A 17,572-nucleotide genomic window follows, 5' to 3' on the forward strand; every position below is an offset into this window, starting at 1 on the left:
TCGGTCGCTGGCCATGCGCCCTTTCCCGCGTCGAGGTGAGACCAGGATACGGGCGGTTTGGAAGGGTGAGGACCAAATCGGGTCGAGAAAGTTCAGGGCGTTGAAATCGTGGGGGTTTGTCGGCTATGCACCGAGCGTAAACGCCCCGCCGGGGACATGCTCTCACGGCAGGGCCGCGGCAAATCGCCTCCGAAGCGTGGGGTGAGTGCGTGTCCCCAACGTCATCCATGGCGTCAACACTCCATCCCCCACCACCGTCATCCTCGGACTCGTTCCGAGGACCCCGCGTTCAGCCGCGCTGTCGGTTCATTGGCGGGCCGGCCCGCCAACCCACGGCCTTCGCGGCGGAGGCAGGGGTCCTCGGAACAAGTCCGAGGATGACGGACGTGAGGGGTGTTGAAAGACCGCCCGCGGCGGCGAGGCCGCGCCTTGAAACCTTGGCTGCCAGCGTGCTCTGGGGACTGACCGAGTCAAGGACGGCGCGCCGCGCCGCCGCGACGCGGCCGCCGGAGGCGGTCCTTGACTCGGTCAGTCCCCAGAGCTCCCATCCACCAAGGCTTTAAGGCGTGGCCGCATCCGGGGCGGCGGATGGGCCTGTCGGCTCAAGCTGAATGACTCGTCCGTGCCTTTTCAGACTCTCGGATAATCCAGGAACGCGACATTCAGCGCGATAGGAATGGTCGACCCTGGAGAGCGCCCATCACCCATTTCTACCCCAGCCATTCTGCACGCGCTTTTGGTGTAGGATAGCGGGTTTGCAATTTCCCGTCGGATCCTCGCATATGGTTCCGCTTACTGGGGGGGCATACGATGGCCATTAACGCGCGCCGCAAGGTGTTCATCAGCTATCACCACGCCGGCGACCAAGCGTACTACAATGCCTTTTCCTCGGCGTTTCATGACAAGTACGAGGTCTTCTACGACAACAGTCTGGATCGCGCGCGGGACAGCGAGGATGAGACCTATATTCTCCGGTACATCCGCGAGAACCATCTGACCGGCAGCAGTTGCCTCATCGTATTGTGCGGAGTGGACACTTGGCGCCGTAAGTATGTCGATTGGGAGATCAAGGCGGCGCTCGACCAGGAGATGGGTGTTTTAGCCATCCAACTTCCGACCCTGAAGCCGGCCGTCGCCGGCGGCAACATCAACGTGCCGGGCCGCCTTGCCGACAATATCAACAGCGGCTATGCCCTGTTCAAGCACTGGGACACGGCAACTAAGAGCTTGCAGGGTCTGTCTGACCTGATCGAGGCCTCGCTGACGCAGTCCAAAAGGCTGATCGACAACAGCCGCGCCAGGCGACAGAAGAATGGTTAGCGCCACTTCTGCCGCAGTAGGCGAGAAGGCGGCTGCAACGGTCCCGCCGATCAGCATCGTCGAGGCGCATTTCGATCCTGTGACTCACGAAATAGGCGTGAGCGGGCATCTCTGGGTGCTCCTGCTGGTTCTGGGGGCGCTGCTGCTGCTGTTCCTGGCGCGCCGCTACCTGACCGATTTCAGAGGACCATCTTGGGAGATTGACCAAGCAGAGGTTGGTGCCGGAGCAGGCAAGATCACGCTGAAGCCGAACATGGTCGACCGCCAAGTAGCTTATGCGATCTGGGTTGAGCTAAGCACGCGCAAGATCGGCCTACCTATTGATTTGGATCACGACGTGATTGCTGAGGTCTACGAATCTTGGTTTCAGTTTTTCACGATCACGCGTGATCTCCTCAAGACAATCCCGGTCGGTAAGGTGCAGGATGCCAGCACGCAACAGATCATCAAGCTCTCCATCAACGTACTGAATGAAGGGTTGCGACCGCACCTTACCACTTGGCAGGCGCGATTCCGACGCTGGTATGAGAACGAAATCTCTCAGAAAGCCAAGTTAGCCGACGCACCTCAGATCGTGCAACTGGGCTTTCCCAAATATGCCGAGCTAACAACAGACCTGCTCGCGGTGAACCAGCGTCTCATCAAATATAGAGCCGCGATGAGGAATATTATCTACAAGGACTAAGGCTATTCGGGCTGAGACGTAGCCAGTGGTCAGGTGGCGACGCAATTCATCCCTACCTTCTCCCAAACAACCGCTCAATATCCGCCAGCTTCAGCTCCACATAAGTCGGCCGCCCATGGTTGCACTGCCCCGAGTGCGGCGTCGCCTCCATCTCCCGCAGCAGCGCGTTCATCTCCGCGCCATTCAAACGCCGCCCGGCCCGCACGCTGCCGTGGCAGGCCATGGTGGAGCAGACCTCCTCCAGGCGCTCCTTCAGGGCCAGGGCCTGGCCGTTCTCGGCCAGGTCGTCGGCGATGTCGCGGACCAGGCCGGCGGCGTCGGTCTTGCCCAGCAGGGCGGGGGTCTCGCGCACCAGCACCGCGCCGGGGCCGAAGCTCTCAAGGACCAGGCCCAGGGCCGCCAGCTCGTCGGCGCGGGCGACCACGCGTTCGGCCTCGGCGGGGTCCAGCTCGACCACCTCGGGCAGCAGCAGGGCCTGGCGGGCCACGCCGCCGGCCGCCATCTCGCCCTTCATCCGCTCATAGACCAGGCGCTCGTGGGCGGCGTGCTGGTCGACGATGACCACGCCGTCGCGGGTCTGGGCGACGATATAGGTCTCGTGCACCTGGGCCCGGGCCGCGCCCAGCGGGAAGTCGACGGGATCGAAGACGGGGGCGGGGCCTTCGCTGACCCCGGGATAGGCGATGCTCGGCGGGGCGTCATAGTCGCCATAGGCCGCCTCGCGCACCGCCTCGGCCACGCCGTAAGCGCCCGGTTCGACCCGGGCCGAGACGTCCGACATCCCCGGCAGCACCTGCGGCGCGGGCCGCGTCCAGCCGCCCGACCGCCAGGCCGAGAAGCCGGCGGGTGACGGGCCGGGCTGGTAGCCGGAGTAACCGCCCGGCCCGGCCATGGTCTGCGCCCGGATGGCGTCCAGCGCGCTCGCCGCCGTGGTGGTCGAGGCCCGGTGGCCGGCCCCGGCCAGGGCGTGGCGCAGGGCCCCGACGATCAGGCCGCGCACCAGGGCCGGGTCGCGGAACCGCACCTCGGCCTTGGCCGGGTGGACGTTGACGTCGACCTCGCTGGTGTCGAGGCTGATGTAGAGGGCCGCGGTCGGGTGGCGGTCCCGGGCCAGGAAGTCGGCGTAGGCGGCGCGCAGGGCGCCTTGCAGCAGCCGGTCGCGCACCGGCCGGCCGTTGACGAACAGGTACTGGTGGGCGGCGTTGCCGCGGTTGTAGGTGGGCAGGCCCGCGAAGCCGGTCAGGCGCACGCCGTCGCGGGTCTGGTCGATCTCGATGGCGTTGTCCTGGAAGTCGCGGCCCAGCACGGCGGACAGCCGGGCCAGGCGGCCTTGCGGACCGGGATGCTCGGGCGGCAGGCGGATCACGCGGCGGCCGTCGATGTCCAGCGAGAAGCCGACGCTCTCGTTGGCCATGGCCTGGCGCTTGATCTCCTCGGTGATCGCCAGGGCCTCGGCGCGCTCGGACTTCATGAACTTCAGCCGGGCGGGGGTGGCGTAGAACAGGTCGCGCACCTCGATCCGCGCCCCGTGGTCGCCGGCGAAGGCGGCGGGGGCGACGTCGCCGACGGCCCCGCCCTCGACCAGGATCGACCAGGCGTCGGATTGGCCCTTGGCGCGCGACGAGATCGACAGCCGGGCCACCGAGCCGATCGACGGCAGGGCCTCGCCCCGGAAGCCCATGGTGTGGATGGCCAGCAGGTCCCACAGGCCCTGGGCGTCGGGGGCCAGCTTGGAGGTGGCGTGGCGCTCGATGGCCACCGGCAGCTCCTCGGCGCTGAGGCCGCAGCCGTCGTCGGCCACCAGGATGCGGGTCAGGCCGCCGCCGTGGGCCTCGACCTCGATCCGCGTGGCGCCGGCGTCGATGGCGTTGTCGACCAGCTCCTTGATGGCGCTGGCCGGCCGCTCGACCACCTCGCCGGCGGCGATGCGGTTGACGGTCTCGGGCGGCAGGCGGCGGATCGGCATGGTGGGCGGGCTTTCGGCGCGGACCCCGGAAAAGGCCCGCATTGCGGCATGGTAATTTGACCGGCCCGGCCTGGGCCCGTCCAAGTGCGGAAGACCGATCATCCTAGATCGATTCCGCTCGGTCTGGAGGATCACAGATAGTGACGCGCATCGGTTTCGCAGGAGCTTTCGGCAAGAAGGCCCGCATCCTTTCCCCTGTCATCCCGGACGAAGCGCGCAGCGCTAGGATCCGGGACCGACGCCTGAGCGCCGCGCTTCCGGCGGTCCCGGCTCTTCGCTGCGCCGCGGCCGGGATGACAGCGCTGGGGTTGATGCTTTGCGGCCCCGCCGCCTTCGCCCAGCAGGCCGTCGACGCCTCCGGCCCGATCGACCTGCGGGCGGTCGACCCCGAGGCGACCCTGGTCGAGGAACTGGTGGTCAACGCCCGGCTGCCCGGTCCGGCCTGGTGGAAGGTCAGCGACGCCGACACCACGGTCTATGTGCTGGGCGTGCCGGCCATGACGCCGTCGAAGCTGGAGGTCGACGAGTCGGTGTTCAAGCGACGGGTGGACGGGGCCAATGTGCTGATCATGGGCCAGGAGGCCGATGTCAGCGTGGTGCGGATCGTCGGCCTGGCCCTGGGCGGCAAGCGCTTCTTCATCACCGACAAGCCGATGCGCCAGACCCTGCCGCCCGAGCTGCGGGCCCGGCTGGAGGCGCGGCTGGCGATCATGAAGGAAAAGCCCGACGCCATGGATGACGTGAAGCCCGCCTTCGCCGGCTTCCTGGTGGCCAATGCGGGGGAGGGCGGCGACGTGTCGATCCACCTGGGCGGGGTCACCGACCGCATCCGCGAGATCGCCAAGGGCAAGGACATCGAAAAGCGCCCGCGCATCCAGAGCCTGCCCGGCTACAGCCTGGTCGACGCCGTGAAGTCCCTGGGCGCCGCGCCCCAGCCGCTGCAGGAGCTGTGCCTGGACGCCGGCCTGCGCCAGGCCGAGAACGGCGAGGGCGGGGTCGCGATCACGGCCGAGCGCTGGGCGCGGGGCGAGGTGCGCGCGGTGGTCTCGGCCGACCGCGGCTTCTCGCGCTGCCTGGCCTCGACCCCGGCCATCGCCCGGACGCTGCGGTCCGGCCAGACCGACGCGGTCAAGGCGGTCACGGCGGCGTTGAACACCCCCGGCAAGGCGGTGGCGGTGATCGAGCTGCGTTCGCTGCTGGCCGAGGGCGGGGTGCTGGAGCAGCTGCGGGCCAAGGGCTTCACGGTGACGACGCCGGGGGAGTGACAGTTGTCCTTCCCTCCCCCTTGCGGGGAGGGTGGCCCGCGTAGCGGGTCGGGTGGGGGATCGGTGCAGGGCGCCGTTGCGGCGGTGAAGCCCCACCCACCAGCTTCGCTGGTCCCCCCTCCCCATAAAGGGGAGGGACAGCGGCGGAGGCGAAGTGCGAGAGTTCGATCTCGAGGTTCGGAGGCCCGCATGCGGCGACTAGCGATTCTGGCGATGGCCGCTGGGCTTCTCACCACCACCCCCGCCCGCGCCCAGAACCCGCCCGCTCTCGACGATCCCGAGGCCAATGTCGTGGAGGCCCTGGTGGTCGCCGCCAAGCTGCCCGGCCCGGCCTGGTGGCGGATCTCGGACGGCGACACCACGATCTACATGCTGGGCGTGCTGCAGGCCCTGCCGCGCGGCCAGGCCTGGGACACGAGCGTGCTGGACCATCGGCTGGAAGGGGCCTTCGCGGTGATCCTGCCGCCGGAGGGCAAGGCTGGGCTCGGCGACCTGCCGGCCGCCCTGGCCCTGCGCGGCAGGCTGAAGTCGGCCGCCCCGCTGGACGCCTCGGTCGGTGAGCTGGCGCCCAAGCTGGCGCGGGCCCGCGTCGTCCTGGGCAAGGGCGCCGACGCCTACAACGGCTGGAGCCCGCTGGGGGCGGGGATCATGATGGCCGGCGACTATCGCAAGACGGTGCGGCTGGAGCCGGCCGAGCCGGAGCGCGCGATCGCCCGCCTGGCCCGCAAGCATCGGGTCAAGACGCGGCCGGCCGCGACCTACAAGGTCATGCCGCTGGTCAAGACGGCGGTGCGCGAGCACTCGCGCGAGGCCGGGCTGATCTGCCTGGAGGGCGTGCTCGACGAGGTCAACGCCGGTCCCGAGGCCGCCCGCGCCGCCGCCCGGGCCTGGGCGCGCGGCGACGTGCGCGGCGCGATCGCCGGTCCCCGCAACTTCCAGCGCTGCCTGCTGGCCCTGCCGGGCATGGCCGATCTGGAGCGCAAGGGCACGCACGACGAGGTCGAGGCCCTGAGCGCGGCGATGAACACCCCGGGACACGCGGTGGCGGTGTTCGGCATCCGAAGCCTGGTGGCGCGGGGCGGGGTGCTGGACCAGATGCGCAGCCGAGGGTTCGAGGTGTCGACGCCGGGGGAATAGTGGCTCACCCACTTGCCCCCACCTGACCGCTGCGCGGTCTGTCCGCCCCCATAGGGGGCGGAGGACGAAAGCGCGGCGTCCTCTTCCCCCTGTGGGGGAAGACGACCGCGAAGCGGTCCGTAGGGGGCAAGTGTTCGCCGCAAAAAGGCCCGAAGGTTTCCCTCCGGGCCTCTGCAAATCTCAGCGGATCAAGTCCGGCCCTACAGGCCCGGAAGCTTGATCTTGCTTTCCTTTTCGCGGGCGATGACGATCGTGCCGTTGCCGGTCAGGCTCTTGAGGCGGGCCTCCTCGGTGGCGGCGTCGATCGGGGCGGCCTGGGTGGCGCCGGTCTCGGCCGCGGTCGGGGCGGCGGTCTTGTCGCCCTTCTTCCAGAACATGACCTTCTGCGAGAAGCTCTCGTCCTTGTGCGCCAGGTCGCCGTTCTCGTCGTCGACGACGAAGCGGATCAGTGGGTCGGCCTTTTCGACGCCGGCCTTGGAGACCAGCAGCTTTTCGCCGTCCGAGCGGCTGGCGGCGTTGCTCTGGCCGACCAGGGCCATGCGCGCGGCGCTCTCGGGCTGCAGTTCCTGCGGGCGCGGCTCGCCGGGGGCCGGCGGGCGCAGGCTGTAGTCGGGCGGCACCACCAGCGGGGCCTTGGTGACGACGCGGAATTCGTCCGGAACGACCTTGCTCATGCCCAGAGCCTTGGACGTGGACTGGCAACCGGCCAGGCCCATGGCGGCCACGGAGGCCAGAACGCCCAGGGTCGCGACCCGATAGAAACTCATGAAACCTGCTCCAGCGGCCCCCCGGGCCGACATTTTCGGACGCTCTCGATACGACATCCGAGGCCGGGCGCCAATCTTCCTTGAGATCGTGGCTTCGTTAGGGCGCATCTGTCGCGTCGAAGCAGATCAGTCTTCAAGCTCGGTGCGTGGCTCTCGTCCTTCGACAAGCTCAGGATGAGGACCATTTTTTGGCGCTGAGCATCAGGAAAACCTCATCCTGAGCATCGGAAAAACCTCATCCTGAGTTTGTCGAAAGACGAGGTTTTCGCCCCCGCCGTTGAACGTCGATACGCCCTACAGCCCGTGACCGTCGGGATTGGCCAGCTTTTTTTCTTCCGACAGGAAGCTGTCCAGCAGCAGCAGGCAGACCCCGACGGTGATGGCCGAGTCGGCGACGTTGAACACCCAGGGGAAGTGCATCCGCGAGACGTCGATGAAGTCGACGACATAGCCGTAGCGGATGCGGTCGATCAGGTTGTTGCCGAACGCCCCGCCGATGATCAGGCCGATCCCCCCCGCCATCAGCGGCTTGACCGCCTTGCGCGCCCAGACCGCCAGGCCCACCACCACGACGGCCGAGAAGATCGTCAGCAGCCAGCGGCTGAGCTCCGAGCCGCGGAACAGGCCAAAGCTCATGCCGAAATTGTGGACCAGGGTCAGGTAGAACGGGCCGGCCACCGGCTGGCTGGCGCCGGGCACGGTTCCCAGCGTGGCCAGGATCCAGGCCTTGCTGATCTGGTCCAGCACGACCGTGACGATCGCGATGGCGTAGGCGGTCCAGCCGAGGCGGGTGATCTTGAGCATTCTTCGTCCGCTTTTCCTTTGATCCTCTCCCAGAGGGAGAGGAAGGGGCCCGCCGCGCAGCGGTGGGAAGGTGAGGGGTTACACCGTTTGCCGGCGTGCCGGCACGCCGTCGGGCGTCTTACCCCCTCACCCTCCCACGCCTGGCGGCGCGGGTCCCTCCCTCTCCCTCTGGGGGAGGGTGATCTTAAACCGCGTGCCGCGCATCCCACCACGCCACAGCTTCGGCGTCACGTAGGCTGAGCTCCGGATAGCGCGGATCGGTTCCCACCTCCGGCAGGATGCGCCACGAGCGGGCGCACTTCTTGCCTTCGGCCAGCTTGACCTCGACGGCCACGCCCTTGACCTCGTCCAGGGCGAAGGCCCCGGCCGACGTCCCGGCGACCAGGGTCGCGGCGCTGGTGCGGAACACCTCGGCGGCGTCCAGGCCGTCGAAGGCGGCCAGCAGGTCGGGCTGGGCGATGTGCACCACCGGCGCGGCCTCCAGGGCCGAACCGATCCGCTTGTCGCGGCGCTCGACCTCCAGGGCCGAGGTGACCACCGAGGTCACGGTCTCGACCTTGGCCCAGCGGGCGGCCTCGGCGTCGTTGCGCCAGGCGGCCGGGGTCTCGGGCATCACCCGCAGCACGTTCGAACCGGCGTCGGGGAAGCGCGTCGTCCAGGCCTCTTCCATGGTGAAGCTGGTCAGGGGCGACAGCCACACGGTCAGGCGCTCGAACACGTAGTCCAGCACCGTGCGATAGGCCCGGCGGCGCAACGCGGTCGGCGCGTCGCAATAGAGGCTGTCCTTGCGGATGTCGAAGAACAGGCTGGACAGGTCGCCCTGGCAGAAGTCGATCAGCGGCCGGATCACGTCGCTGAAGCGGTAGGCCTCGTAGGACGCCTTCACGTGGGCGTCGAGCTCCCACAGGCGGTGCAGGATGTACTTCTCCAGCGGCGGGAAGTCGGCGTAGTCGGTGACCCGCTCGGCCTCGTCGAAGCCGGCCAGGGCGCCCAGCAGGTAGCGGGTGGTGTTGCGCAGCTTGCGATAGGCGTCGGTGGTGGTGGCCAGGATCGTCTTGCCGATCCGCTGGTCCTCCGAATAGTCGACCATCGCCGCCCACAGCCGCAGGATCTCGGCGCCGCTTTCCTTGGTGATGGTCTGGGGCTCGACGGTGTTGCCCTTGGACTTGGACATCTTCTCGCCGTTCTCGTCCTGGGTGAACCCGTGGGTCAGAACGCCCTTGTACGGCGCGCGGCCGCGCGTGCCGCAGCTCTCCAGAAGCGACGACTGGAACCAGCCGCGGTGCTGGTCCGAGCCTTCCAGATAGAGGTCGGCCGGCGAGCGGCTGTCGTTGCGGCCTTCCAGCGTGAAGGCGTGGGTCGAGCCGCTGTCGAACCAGACGTCGAGGATGTCGACGACCTTTTCGTACTGGGCCGGGTCGCGGTCGCCCAGGAAGTGGCTGTCGGGCAGCTCGAACCAGGCGTCGCTGCCGCCGTCCTGGATGGCGTCGAGGATGCGGCGGTTGACCGCCTCGTCCATCAGCGGGACGCCGGTGTCCTTGTCGACGAACATGGCCAGGGGCGTGCCCCAGGCGCGCTGGCGGCTGATCAGCCAGTCGGGCCGGGTCTCGACCATCGAGCCGATGCGGTTGCGGCCGGCGTCGGGGTGGAAGGCGGTGTCGGCGATGGCCTGGACGGCCGTCTCGCGCAGGGTCTTGCCGCCCAGGGTCGGCACCGGCTGGTCCATGCGGATGAACCACTGCGGGGTGTTGCGGAAGATCACCGGGGCCTTGGAGCGCCAGCTGTGCGGATAGCTGTGCTCGACGCGGCCGCGGGCCAGCAGGTTCCCGGCCTCGATCAGCTTGTCCATCACGGCCGGGTTGGCCGGACCGAACTTGCCGGCCTTCTTGCCCTCGGTCTCGATGACCTTCAGGCCGCCGAACAGCGGCACGTGCGGGAAATAGGCGCCGTCGGGATCGACGGTGTCGGGGATCGAGTCCAGGGCGTAGCCGCTCTTCAGCCAGACCAGATAGTCGTCGGCGCCGTGGCCCGGGGCGGTGTGGACGAAGCCTGTGCCGGCGTCGTCGGTCACGTGCTCGCCGGCCAGCAGCGGCACGTCGAAGCCGTAGCCCGTTGCGGGATCGGGCGCGAACTGGGCCAGCGGGTGGGCGCAGATCAGGCCCGTCGGGTCGACCGGCTCGGCGCGGCGCCATTGGGCGACCTTGGCGGCCTTGCGCACGTCCTCGGCCAGCTTGTCGGCGACGATCAGGCGGTCGCCGACCTTGGACCACGGGGCGAACTCCAGGTTCTCCTCCAGGGCCTCGACCTCGTAGAGACCATACTCGACCTTGGGCCCGAACGAGATCGCCCGGTTGGCCGGGATGGTCCACGGGGTGGTGGTCCAGATCACGACCGAGGCGTCGTTGGGCGGCAGGCGGAAGACGTTGTCGCCGGCGTCGTTGCCCGACAGGGCGTAGCGGTCCTCGTCATAGGCCTTGACCGGGAACTTCACCCACACGGTCGGGCTCGTGTGATCGTGATACTCGATCTCGGCGTCGGCCAGGGCCGTGCGCTCGACCGGGCTCCACATCACGGGCTTGGAGCCGCGATAGAGCTGGCCGCTGGTGGCGAACTTGTGGAACTCGGCGACGATGGTCGCCTCGCTGCCGTAGTCCATGGTGGCGTAGCGGTTCCACCAGTCGCCCAGCACGCCCAGACGCTGGAACTCGACCTTCTGGGCCTCGATCCAGCCGGCGGCGTATTCGCGGCAGCGCTTGCGGAACTCGGCGGCCGGCACCTCGTCCTTGCGGCGGCCCCTGGCGCGGAACTCTTCCTCGATCTTCCACTCGATCGGCAGGCCGTGGCAGTCCCAGCCGGGCACGTAGTCGACGTCGTAGCCCAGGGCGAAGCGCGAGCGGACCACGAAGTCCTTCAGCGTCTTGTTCAGGGCGTGGCCGATGTGGATCGCGCCGTTGGCGTAGGGCGGGCCGTCGTGCAGCACGAACAGCGGGGCGCCGGCGGCCTGCCGCGCGGCGCGCACCGCGCCGTACAGGCCCTTGTCGGACAGCGCCGCCCAGCCTTCCAGGATCTCGGGCTCCTTCTTGGGCAGGCCGCCGCGCATCGGGAACGGGGTGTCGGGAAGGAAGACGGTTTCGCGGTAGTCGCGGGCGGTCGTCGTGGCGTCGTCGGCCATGGGAGAGCTATCCAGCTTGGAATGTTCGGAAGGAAGGTGCGGGGTGGTCATTCCCGGCGTGATGGGCCGGCGCGCGCTGGAGCGCTCGTCCGGCGGCGTCACGCCGGGCGGTTAATTCGCGGGGTTTTCCGAACGAAAGGCATGGGGCGGGGGATAGCAGAGGCGGAGGGGAGGGGCAAACGGGGATGCTTCTCCTCACCCGCAAAGCGGGGGAGGTGGCGCGGCACCATCGGCGCCGTGACGGAGGGGGCGTCGAGCCGCCTCTAGTCGGCTGGGTTTTGTTGAACCTGTGGAGCGCCCCCTCCGTCACGATGCGTATCCGCATCGCGCCACCTCCCCCGTTTCACGGGTGAGGAGAGGGCCCTACCGCCGCGCCAGTCCGTCCAGCATCCACAACGCCGCCAGGGTGCCGAACAGGACGGCCAGGGCCGAGAGCAGGAACATCCGCAGGCCCTGGGCCAGGGCGACGCTGAGGGTGGTCAGGGCGGCCAGGGCCCAGGCGGAGGCCAGGATCTTGCCTTCCAGCGAGGTCAGGATCGGTTTGGGGGGCAGGAGGAGCCGCGCCGCGCGCCAAGTCTTCCGCCACAAGCGTCTCACCCGAACCTCAGACCCCACGTGAATTTCCTCCACTGACGCCAAAAGTGTAGGGGTGGCCGTGGGTTGCGTCTATGGTGAAAAATCAACGTTATCCGTATTTTCTCAAGATTCGGACACGGCTTTGCTTAAGCCTGTCGGGTATCCGACGATCTTAACCGCGCTTGCGCGCCCGGGGGGTAATCATCACCGTCATCAGCTTGCCCTGGCGGATCAGGACGAACGGGGCGGGCTTGTCGATGCTGTGGTGGTCCAGGGCGCGCAGCAGGTCGTCCAGGCCGGTCAGCGGCGCGCCGCCGGCGCTGATCAGCAGGTCGCCCTCGCGCACCCCGGCCTTGGCGGCGGGACCGCCGGCGTCGACCTGGGCCACGAACACCGCATAGCCCTGGGTCACGCCCGTCGCCCGGGCCAGGCCCGGCGGGATCGGGGCCTGCTGGGCGACCAGGCCGATCGAGCCGCGCCGCACGTGGCCGTGGTCGATCAGCTCGGCGATCACGAAGCTGGCGGTGTTGGAGGCCACGGCGAAGCACAGGCCCGGATAGCCGGCGATCACGGCGGTGGCGATGCCCACCACCTCGCCGGACGAGCTGACCAGCGGGCCGCCGCTGTTGCCGGGATTGAGGGCGGCGTCGGTCTGGATCAGGTCCTCGATCAGCCGGCCGCGCTCGCCGCGCAGGGACCGGCCCATCGCCGAGACCACGCCGGTGGTCACCGTCGCCTCGAAGCCCAGCGGGGCGCCGATGGCGATCACCAGCTGGCCGCGCCGCAAAGCCTTGGAGTTGCCCAGCTTGGCGACCGGCAGGTCCAGACGCTGGTCCAGCTGCAGCAGGGCCAGGTCGGTGTCGGGATCGTCGCCGACGCAACGGGCCGTCACGCTGCGGCCCTCGGCGGTGATGACGATGAAGCGGTTGGCGCCCTGGACCACGTGGCTGTTGGTCAGGATCAGGCCGTTCGGCGCGATGGCGAAGCCCGAGCCGACGCCCTGCATGCGCGGGTCCTCCAGCATCGGATGGATGCGCACGACGCTGGGTCCGACCACCTCGACGGCGCGGACCACGGCGTTGGAATAGGCGTCCAGCAGGCCGTCGTCGGTCGGGGGGACCACGCAGAACGGCGCCGGCCCGCCGGGGTCGAGCACGAACACCGCGCCCTCGGCCTCGTGGTCGGGATAGGAGAGGATCTCATGCCGCCGCGGCCCCTTGGGCCGCCGGGCCTTGGCGAAGATCTCGTACTTGCGCGCTTTCAACATCCGGCCCCCGCCCGTGAACGGCAAAGGTTAACGGGAAGAACGGAGGTTGGCGAGTCGGCGCGTGCCCGCGCTCGGGCTCGTTCAACCTATCCCCATCCTCCGCTCATCCCGGCGAATGCCGGGACCCAGATGGAATGGCGTTGAGGCTGACGCCAAAGGCTCTGAGTTCTTCCAGCCCACCACACCGCCAAGGGATCTGGGTCCCGGCATTCGCCGGGATGAGCGGAATTTTGAGATCTAGGCGTCGTCGCGCGCGTCGACCACGGCCTGCATGTGGGTGCGGAAGCCGGGCTCCTCCCGGGTCATCTGCAGGAAGGCCTCGGCCAGTTCGGCCCGGGCCGTGTCGAGATTGTAGACGCCCTCCGAATAGCGCAGGAGCACGCAATCGAAATAGCGGTCCATGAGGAGGCGGTCGTCAGCGTTCAGGTGCGTTGCCATGCGACCACGTTAGACCCCGCCCGGCCTTCACGCCAAGCGCTTGATCAAACGCCTCAGAACGCCGGGGCCACGATCGCCCGGGCCGCGACCTCGTCGCGCCGGATCTGCTCGACCAGCAGCGGGATGCTGTCGAACTTCAGTTCGGGGCGCAGGAAGGCGATCAGGTCGGTTTCGATGACCTGGCCGTAGAGGTCCTCGTCGAAGTCGAACAGCCAGGTCTCCAGCCGGGTCTCGACCTCGCCGGTGGTGGGGTTGTTGCCCAGATTGGCCACGCCGGGCACCTCGCGGCCGTCCGGCAGGCGGGTGCGGGTGGCGTAGACGCCCAGCTTGGGCACCACATAGTCCTCGACCTCGACATTGGCCGTGGGGAAGCCCAGCTGGCGGCCCAGCTGCTGGCCGCGCCGCACGACGCCCTCGATGGCGAACGGCCGGCCCAGGATGCGCGCGGCGCCTTCGGGGTGGCCGTCGCGCAGGGCGTCGCGCACCCCGGTCGACGAGAACTTCTCGCCCTCGCGGTTGGCCACCGGCTCGGCCACCGAGACCGAGAAGCCGTACTCCTGGCCATAGGCCTTCATCAGGTCGGCGCTGCCGGTGCGGCCTCGGCCGAACGAGATGTCGAAGCCGACGGCGACGTGCTTAACGCCGAGGCCTCCCACCAGCACCTTCTCGACGAACTCGCGGTCGTTGAAGCTGGCCATCTCGAAGTCGAACGGCAGCAGGTACAGCAGGTCCACGCCCAGGGCCTCCAGCGCGCGGGCCTGCTGGGGGTGGGTCATCAGCTTGAAGGCCGGCTCGGTGGGGCGAAACAGCCGGCGCGGGTGCGGGTCGAAGGTGACCACGCCCAGCGGCAGCTTGTCGGCCAGCGAGGCTTTCGCCGCCTGGGCGATCACCTGCTGGTGGCCGCGATGCACGCCGTCGAAATTGCCCAGGGCCACGCAGGCGCCCCGTTCGGCCGGCGGCACGTCCTTCCAGCCGTGGATCGTCTTCAGGCGCATGCGGATTTCCTTACGCGGCGGCTCTGCGCGGGACCATGACCACGGCCTCGCCGTCGACCACGGCGTTGCCGCGCACCAGGCAGGTGGTGGCGAACGTCACCCGGGCCTTGGCGTCGTCGATCGCCGTCACCGTGACGCGGGCGGTGACCTCGTCGCCGATCTTGACCGGACGCTTGAAGGCCAGGGACTGGGACAGATAGATCGCGCCGGGACCGGGCAGGGTGGTGCCCAGCACCGCCGAGATGTAGCCGGCCGACAGCATGCCGTGGGCGATGCGCTCGCCGAAGCTGGTGCCGGCCGCGTATTCGGCGTCCAGGTGGACCGGATTGTTGTCGCCGGTCACGGCGGCGAAGGCGACGATGTCGGCCTCGCCCACGGTGCGGACCAGCTCGGCCGACTGGCCGACGCTGATGTCCTCGAGAAACAGTCCCTTCATAGCGCCCCTCATTTGTTTTTTGTGCGTTGCACCAATCTTAGCGCCAAACTTCAGTAAAGCGAGCCGCGGGCTCTACCAGACCAGATCGCTCATGGCGTGGGTCGCGCCCACCCGCTCGGCGGCCAGCAGGCCCGCGACCCGGGTCGGATCCAGCTTGCCGTCGGGGCCGACGGCGGCCTCGCCGTGGATGCCCTTGGCGATGAACAGGCAGGCCAGGCCCTCGTCGTGGGCGCCCTTGACGTCGGTGACCACGCCGTCGCCGATGCACAGCACCCGCGCGCGGTCGACGGGGCCGCCCTTCAGGGCCTGCGCCTCGGCCAGCGCCAGATCGTAGATCGGCTTGTAGGGCTTGCCGGCCATCAGCACCTGCCCGCCCAGGGTCTCGTAGAGGTCGGCCAGGGCGCCGCCGCAATAGATCAGCCGCGCGCCGCGCTGCACCACTCGGTCGGGATTGGCGCAGATCAGGGTCAGGCCGCGCTCGGCGGCGATGGCCAGGCGGTCGGCGTAGTCGGCGGGGGCCTCGTTCTCGTCGTCGACCATGCCGGTGACGGCGACGAAGGCCGCGTCCTCGGGGCCGGCGGTCTCCAGGCCCAGGCCCTCATAGAGCGTGAAGTCGCGCTCGGGGCCGACGATCCAGGCCGGGCCGGGCGCGCGGGCGGCCAGCAGGGTGCGGGTGGCGTCGCCGGAGGTGACGAAGGCGCTCCAGGCCTCGCGCGGCACGCCCAGCCGGTCCAGCTGCTCGACCACGGCCTGCGACGGGCGCGGGGAGTTGGAGATCAGGATCACCGGCCCGTGGTGGGTCCGCCACTCGACCAGGGCCCGGCAGGCCTCCGGGAAGCTCTCGACCCCGTTGTGGATGACCCCCCAGACGTCGCACAGCAAAACGTCATAGCGGTCGGCGAGGGCGGAGAGGCCAGTGGGCAGATCGGTCATGGACAGGGGCGGTACCGGGCGCGGACGGATGCGTCAACGGTGGGGGATGTAGGGACGCGGAGGCGAAAGGGCCAGTTCCGCCGCTCATAGGGTCCGCTAAGGGGGCCGACTCATTCCGCGTCGAGGCCGGCCGCCGATCTGTCGGCCGACGCCCTAGTCGTGCCCGACCCGAACCCACCGCGCCATCAGCCTTCCCGCGAAGCGATGGGCGACACGGAACAGGGTCAGCTTGACGACGACCACCAGGACGATCGCGCCGACGACCGTCCCTGTCAGCGAAAGCGACGGCGCGTGGGGCATGCGCCACAGCGACATCGCCGCGCCGACGTGAAGGGCGATCAGGACCGCCAGCGCCAGCAGGCCGACGCCCGCGGCGAGCGCGGCGTGGCCATGACCTTTCCGTCGCGGGCTGGCGATCTGCTGGGCGGCGATGAATTGCTCCGTCCCGGCCCGCACGAAATCGAGACCCTTGGCGCCGACCGGGCCCGAGGCGGTCCTGAAGCCGGCGTCCTCCAGATCGGCGACGACCTCGTCGATCCGGACGAAGCCGTGGCGATGGAAATGGTCGATCGCGCCGCGCTCGGAGGCCTTGGGCGGACCGAAGTCCACCAGCAAGGCGCGGCCCTCTGGCTTGAGGACGCGCCGGATCTCATGCGCCATCGTCCGCCGGACGGACGCCGGGACGTGATGCAGCACGAAGGTGGAGATCACGACGTCGAAGCTGGCGTCGGGGTAGGGCATCGCCTGCACCGCCCCTTTGGACAGGGACAGAGTAATCCCGGCGCGGCTGGCCTTGGCCGCGGCGCGTTCGAGCATCTCCGGCGAAGGATCCAGGCCGTGGACCGCGCCGGAAGGCCCGACGCGCCGCTTGGCGAGCATGGCCAGGGAGCCGGTGCCGCAACCCATGTCCAGGACCTGCTCGCCCGGACGAAGGCCGGCCAGGTTCAGGATCCTTTCGCGCAGCCGGCGTTCGCCCCCGAGGGTGAGCAGGCCGACGAGCAGGTCGTAGCGCGCGGCGTCGTGGATGGTGAGGCCCACTTCGTCGTGGGCGGCGGGGCCGTGGGCGGAGTGGGTCATGGGCTTTCTCGCGGCGGCATGGACAGGGTGTCCGAAACCTGACTTCCTGCGCGGAAGCCGGCAACGAACAGGCCGGGCGAGATGTCCCATTCCGCACACAACTCGCCGGCCTGTCCGGAAAAAGCCGTCGTGAGGAGGCATGCATGGACCGCCGCATCGCGCGGACCCGCTCAATGCTGCAGGGCGCGCTGATTTCGCTGATGACCCGCAAGGGGTACGACGCCATCACCGTCGAGGAGGTCTGCGAACAGGCCGATATTGGCCGCTCGACCTTCTATGCGCACTTCACCGGCAAGGATCACCTCAAGCGCAGCGGATTGGACGATAACCTTCGCAGCATGTTGCTGGAGCACCAGCGGGCCGCCGCGCTCGGGCCCTTGGATGGCGGATTCGGGTTCGTGCTGCCGTTCCTTGAGCACGCGCGCGAGCAGCTGGACCTCTATCGCGCGCTCGTCAGCAAGGGCGGCGTGGCCACCACGACGGCGATGCTCCGCCAGATCGTGACCGAGTTGGTGCGCAACGAGCTGGCCCTCAGGCCGAGCCGGAGCGAGCTACGGCCGGACGTGGTCACCTCGTTCGTCGTGGGCGGGTTCATGTCGCTTCTGACCTGGTGGCTGGACGGGGGCGCGCGCCTGCCGCCGGCGGAACTCGACGTCATGTTCCGCCGATTGGTGCTTCAGGGTTTGAGCGACGACAGCGCCGAGCAGCCCGGCTAGGTCGCCTGGCGTGGACGG

At 69.0% G+C, this 17,572-nt stretch carries 16 protein-coding genes and 1 pseudogene; 6 read left to right on the plus strand and 11 right to left on the minus strand.

Going from position 1 to position 17,572, the window contains the following annotated elements; translation table 11 throughout:
- Positions 1-810 precede the first annotated feature (810 nt).
- Positions 811-1,320 (plus strand): TIR domain-containing protein, encoded by a 510-nt coding sequence (locus ASD38_RS19010; protein WP_056462528.1) that lies wholly within the window; start codon positions 811-813, stop codon positions 1,318-1,320.
- The gene (locus ASD38_RS19015; protein ID WP_056462531.1) at positions 1,313-2,005 is read left to right on the plus strand and encodes a hypothetical protein; all 693 of its coding nucleotides are present in this window, start codon (positions 1,313-1,315) and stop codon (positions 2,003-2,005) included. The genes ASD38_RS19010 and ASD38_RS19015 overlap by 8 nt, the downstream gene beginning before the upstream one ends.
- 52 nt (positions 2,006-2,057) lie before the next feature.
- Here the strand turns inward: ASD38_RS19015 and mutL are convergent, their stop codons facing one another.
- On the minus strand, positions 2,058-3,971 hold the full coding sequence (gene mutL, locus ASD38_RS19020; protein ID WP_056462533.1) for a DNA mismatch repair endonuclease MutL: 1,914 nt from the start codon (positions 3,969-3,971) through the stop codon (positions 2,058-2,060).
- A 311-nt stretch (positions 3,972-4,282) separates the two neighbouring features.
- Between mutL and ASD38_RS19025 the strand changes: the two genes are divergently transcribed.
- Complete coding sequence (locus ASD38_RS19025; RefSeq protein ID WP_235523895.1) at positions 4,283-5,236, plus strand: TraB/GumN family protein; 954 nt, start codon at positions 4,283-4,285, stop codon at positions 5,234-5,236.
- A 189-nt stretch (positions 5,237-5,425) separates the two neighbouring features.
- Positions 5,426-6,373, plus strand: coding sequence for a TraB/GumN family protein (locus tag ASD38_RS19030; protein ID WP_056462536.1), 948 nt, complete (start codon positions 5,426-5,428; stop codon positions 6,371-6,373).
- 200 nt (positions 6,374-6,573) lie between these two features.
- On the opposite strand, the gene ASD38_RS19035 is transcribed toward ASD38_RS19030, so the two are convergent.
- From ASD38_RS19035 to ileS, 3 genes are all read right to left on the minus strand, one after another.
- Positions 6,574-7,140, minus strand: a complete 567-nt coding sequence (locus ASD38_RS19035) for a DUF3035 domain-containing protein (RefSeq protein WP_056443152.1) — start codon at positions 7,138-7,140, stop codon at positions 6,574-6,576.
- A gap of 294 nt (positions 7,141-7,434) precedes the next feature.
- Positions 7,435-7,944, minus strand: coding sequence for a signal peptidase II (lspA, locus tag ASD38_RS19040; RefSeq protein WP_056462539.1), 510 nt, complete (start codon positions 7,942-7,944; stop codon positions 7,435-7,437).
- A gap of 184 nt (positions 7,945-8,128) precedes the next feature.
- Entirely contained in the window at positions 8,129-11,116 is a 2,988-nt protein-coding gene (gene ileS / locus ASD38_RS19045) for an isoleucine--tRNA ligase (RefSeq protein ID WP_056462542.1), read from the minus strand.
- A 271-nt stretch (positions 11,117-11,387) separates the two neighbouring features.
- Between ileS and ASD38_RS24740 the strand changes: the two are divergent.
- Positions 11,388-11,474, plus strand: a pseudogene (locus ASD38_RS24740) (hypothetical protein); the annotation flags it as partial.
- A 5-nt stretch (positions 11,475-11,479) separates the two neighbouring features.
- On the opposite strand, the gene ASD38_RS19050 reads toward ASD38_RS24740, so the two are convergent.
- The 7 genes from ASD38_RS19050 to ASD38_RS19080 all read right to left on the minus strand — a co-directional run bounded on the left by ASD38_RS19050 (position 11,480) and on the right by ASD38_RS19080 (position 16,838).
- Positions 11,480-11,713: a hypothetical protein gene (locus ASD38_RS19050; RefSeq protein ID WP_235523896.1), complete on the minus strand. Its 234-nt coding sequence runs from the start codon at positions 11,711-11,713 to the stop codon at positions 11,480-11,482.
- 151 nt (positions 11,714-11,864) lie between these two features.
- Positions 11,865-12,959: a S1C family serine protease gene (locus tag ASD38_RS19055; RefSeq protein WP_056443139.1), complete on the minus strand. Its 1,095-nt coding sequence runs from the start codon at positions 12,957-12,959 to the stop codon at positions 11,865-11,867.
- A gap of 237 nt (positions 12,960-13,196) precedes the next feature.
- Positions 13,197-13,361 carry a hypothetical protein gene (locus ASD38_RS19060; RefSeq protein WP_235523897.1) on the minus strand — a complete coding sequence of 55 codons (165 nt, stop codon included), beginning with the start codon at positions 13,359-13,361 and terminating at the stop codon, positions 13,197-13,199.
- Positions 13,362-13,450: 89 nt separating this feature from the next.
- Positions 13,451-14,392, minus strand: coding sequence for a bifunctional riboflavin kinase/FAD synthetase (locus ASD38_RS19065; protein ID WP_056443133.1), 942 nt, complete (start codon positions 14,390-14,392; stop codon positions 13,451-13,453).
- Between the two features lie 10 nt (positions 14,393-14,402).
- Positions 14,403-14,828 (minus strand): MaoC family dehydratase, encoded by a 426-nt coding sequence (locus ASD38_RS19070; RefSeq protein WP_056462551.1) that lies wholly within the window; start codon positions 14,826-14,828, stop codon positions 14,403-14,405.
- A gap of 72 nt (positions 14,829-14,900) precedes the next feature.
- On the minus strand, positions 14,901-15,761 hold the full coding sequence (locus tag ASD38_RS19075; protein WP_056462554.1) for a TIGR01459 family HAD-type hydrolase: 861 nt from the start codon (positions 15,759-15,761) through the stop codon (positions 14,901-14,903).
- Between the two features lie 153 nt (positions 15,762-15,914).
- Positions 15,915-16,838 (minus strand): class I SAM-dependent methyltransferase, encoded by a 924-nt coding sequence (locus tag ASD38_RS19080; RefSeq protein ID WP_056462557.1) that lies wholly within the window; start codon positions 16,836-16,838, stop codon positions 15,915-15,917.
- 143 nt (positions 16,839-16,981) lie between these two features.
- On the opposite strand from ASD38_RS19080, the gene ASD38_RS24225 reads away from it, so the two are divergent.
- Positions 16,982-17,554: a TetR/AcrR family transcriptional regulator gene (locus ASD38_RS24225; RefSeq protein WP_056462560.1), complete on the plus strand. Its 573-nt coding sequence runs from the start codon at positions 16,982-16,984 to the stop codon at positions 17,552-17,554.
- Positions 17,555-17,572: the final 18 nt, after the last annotated feature.

The sequence above is a fragment of the Caulobacter sp. Root487D2Y genome, from assembly GCF_001427165.1.
Lineage (GTDB): Bacteria > Pseudomonadota > Alphaproteobacteria > Caulobacterales > Caulobacteraceae > Caulobacter.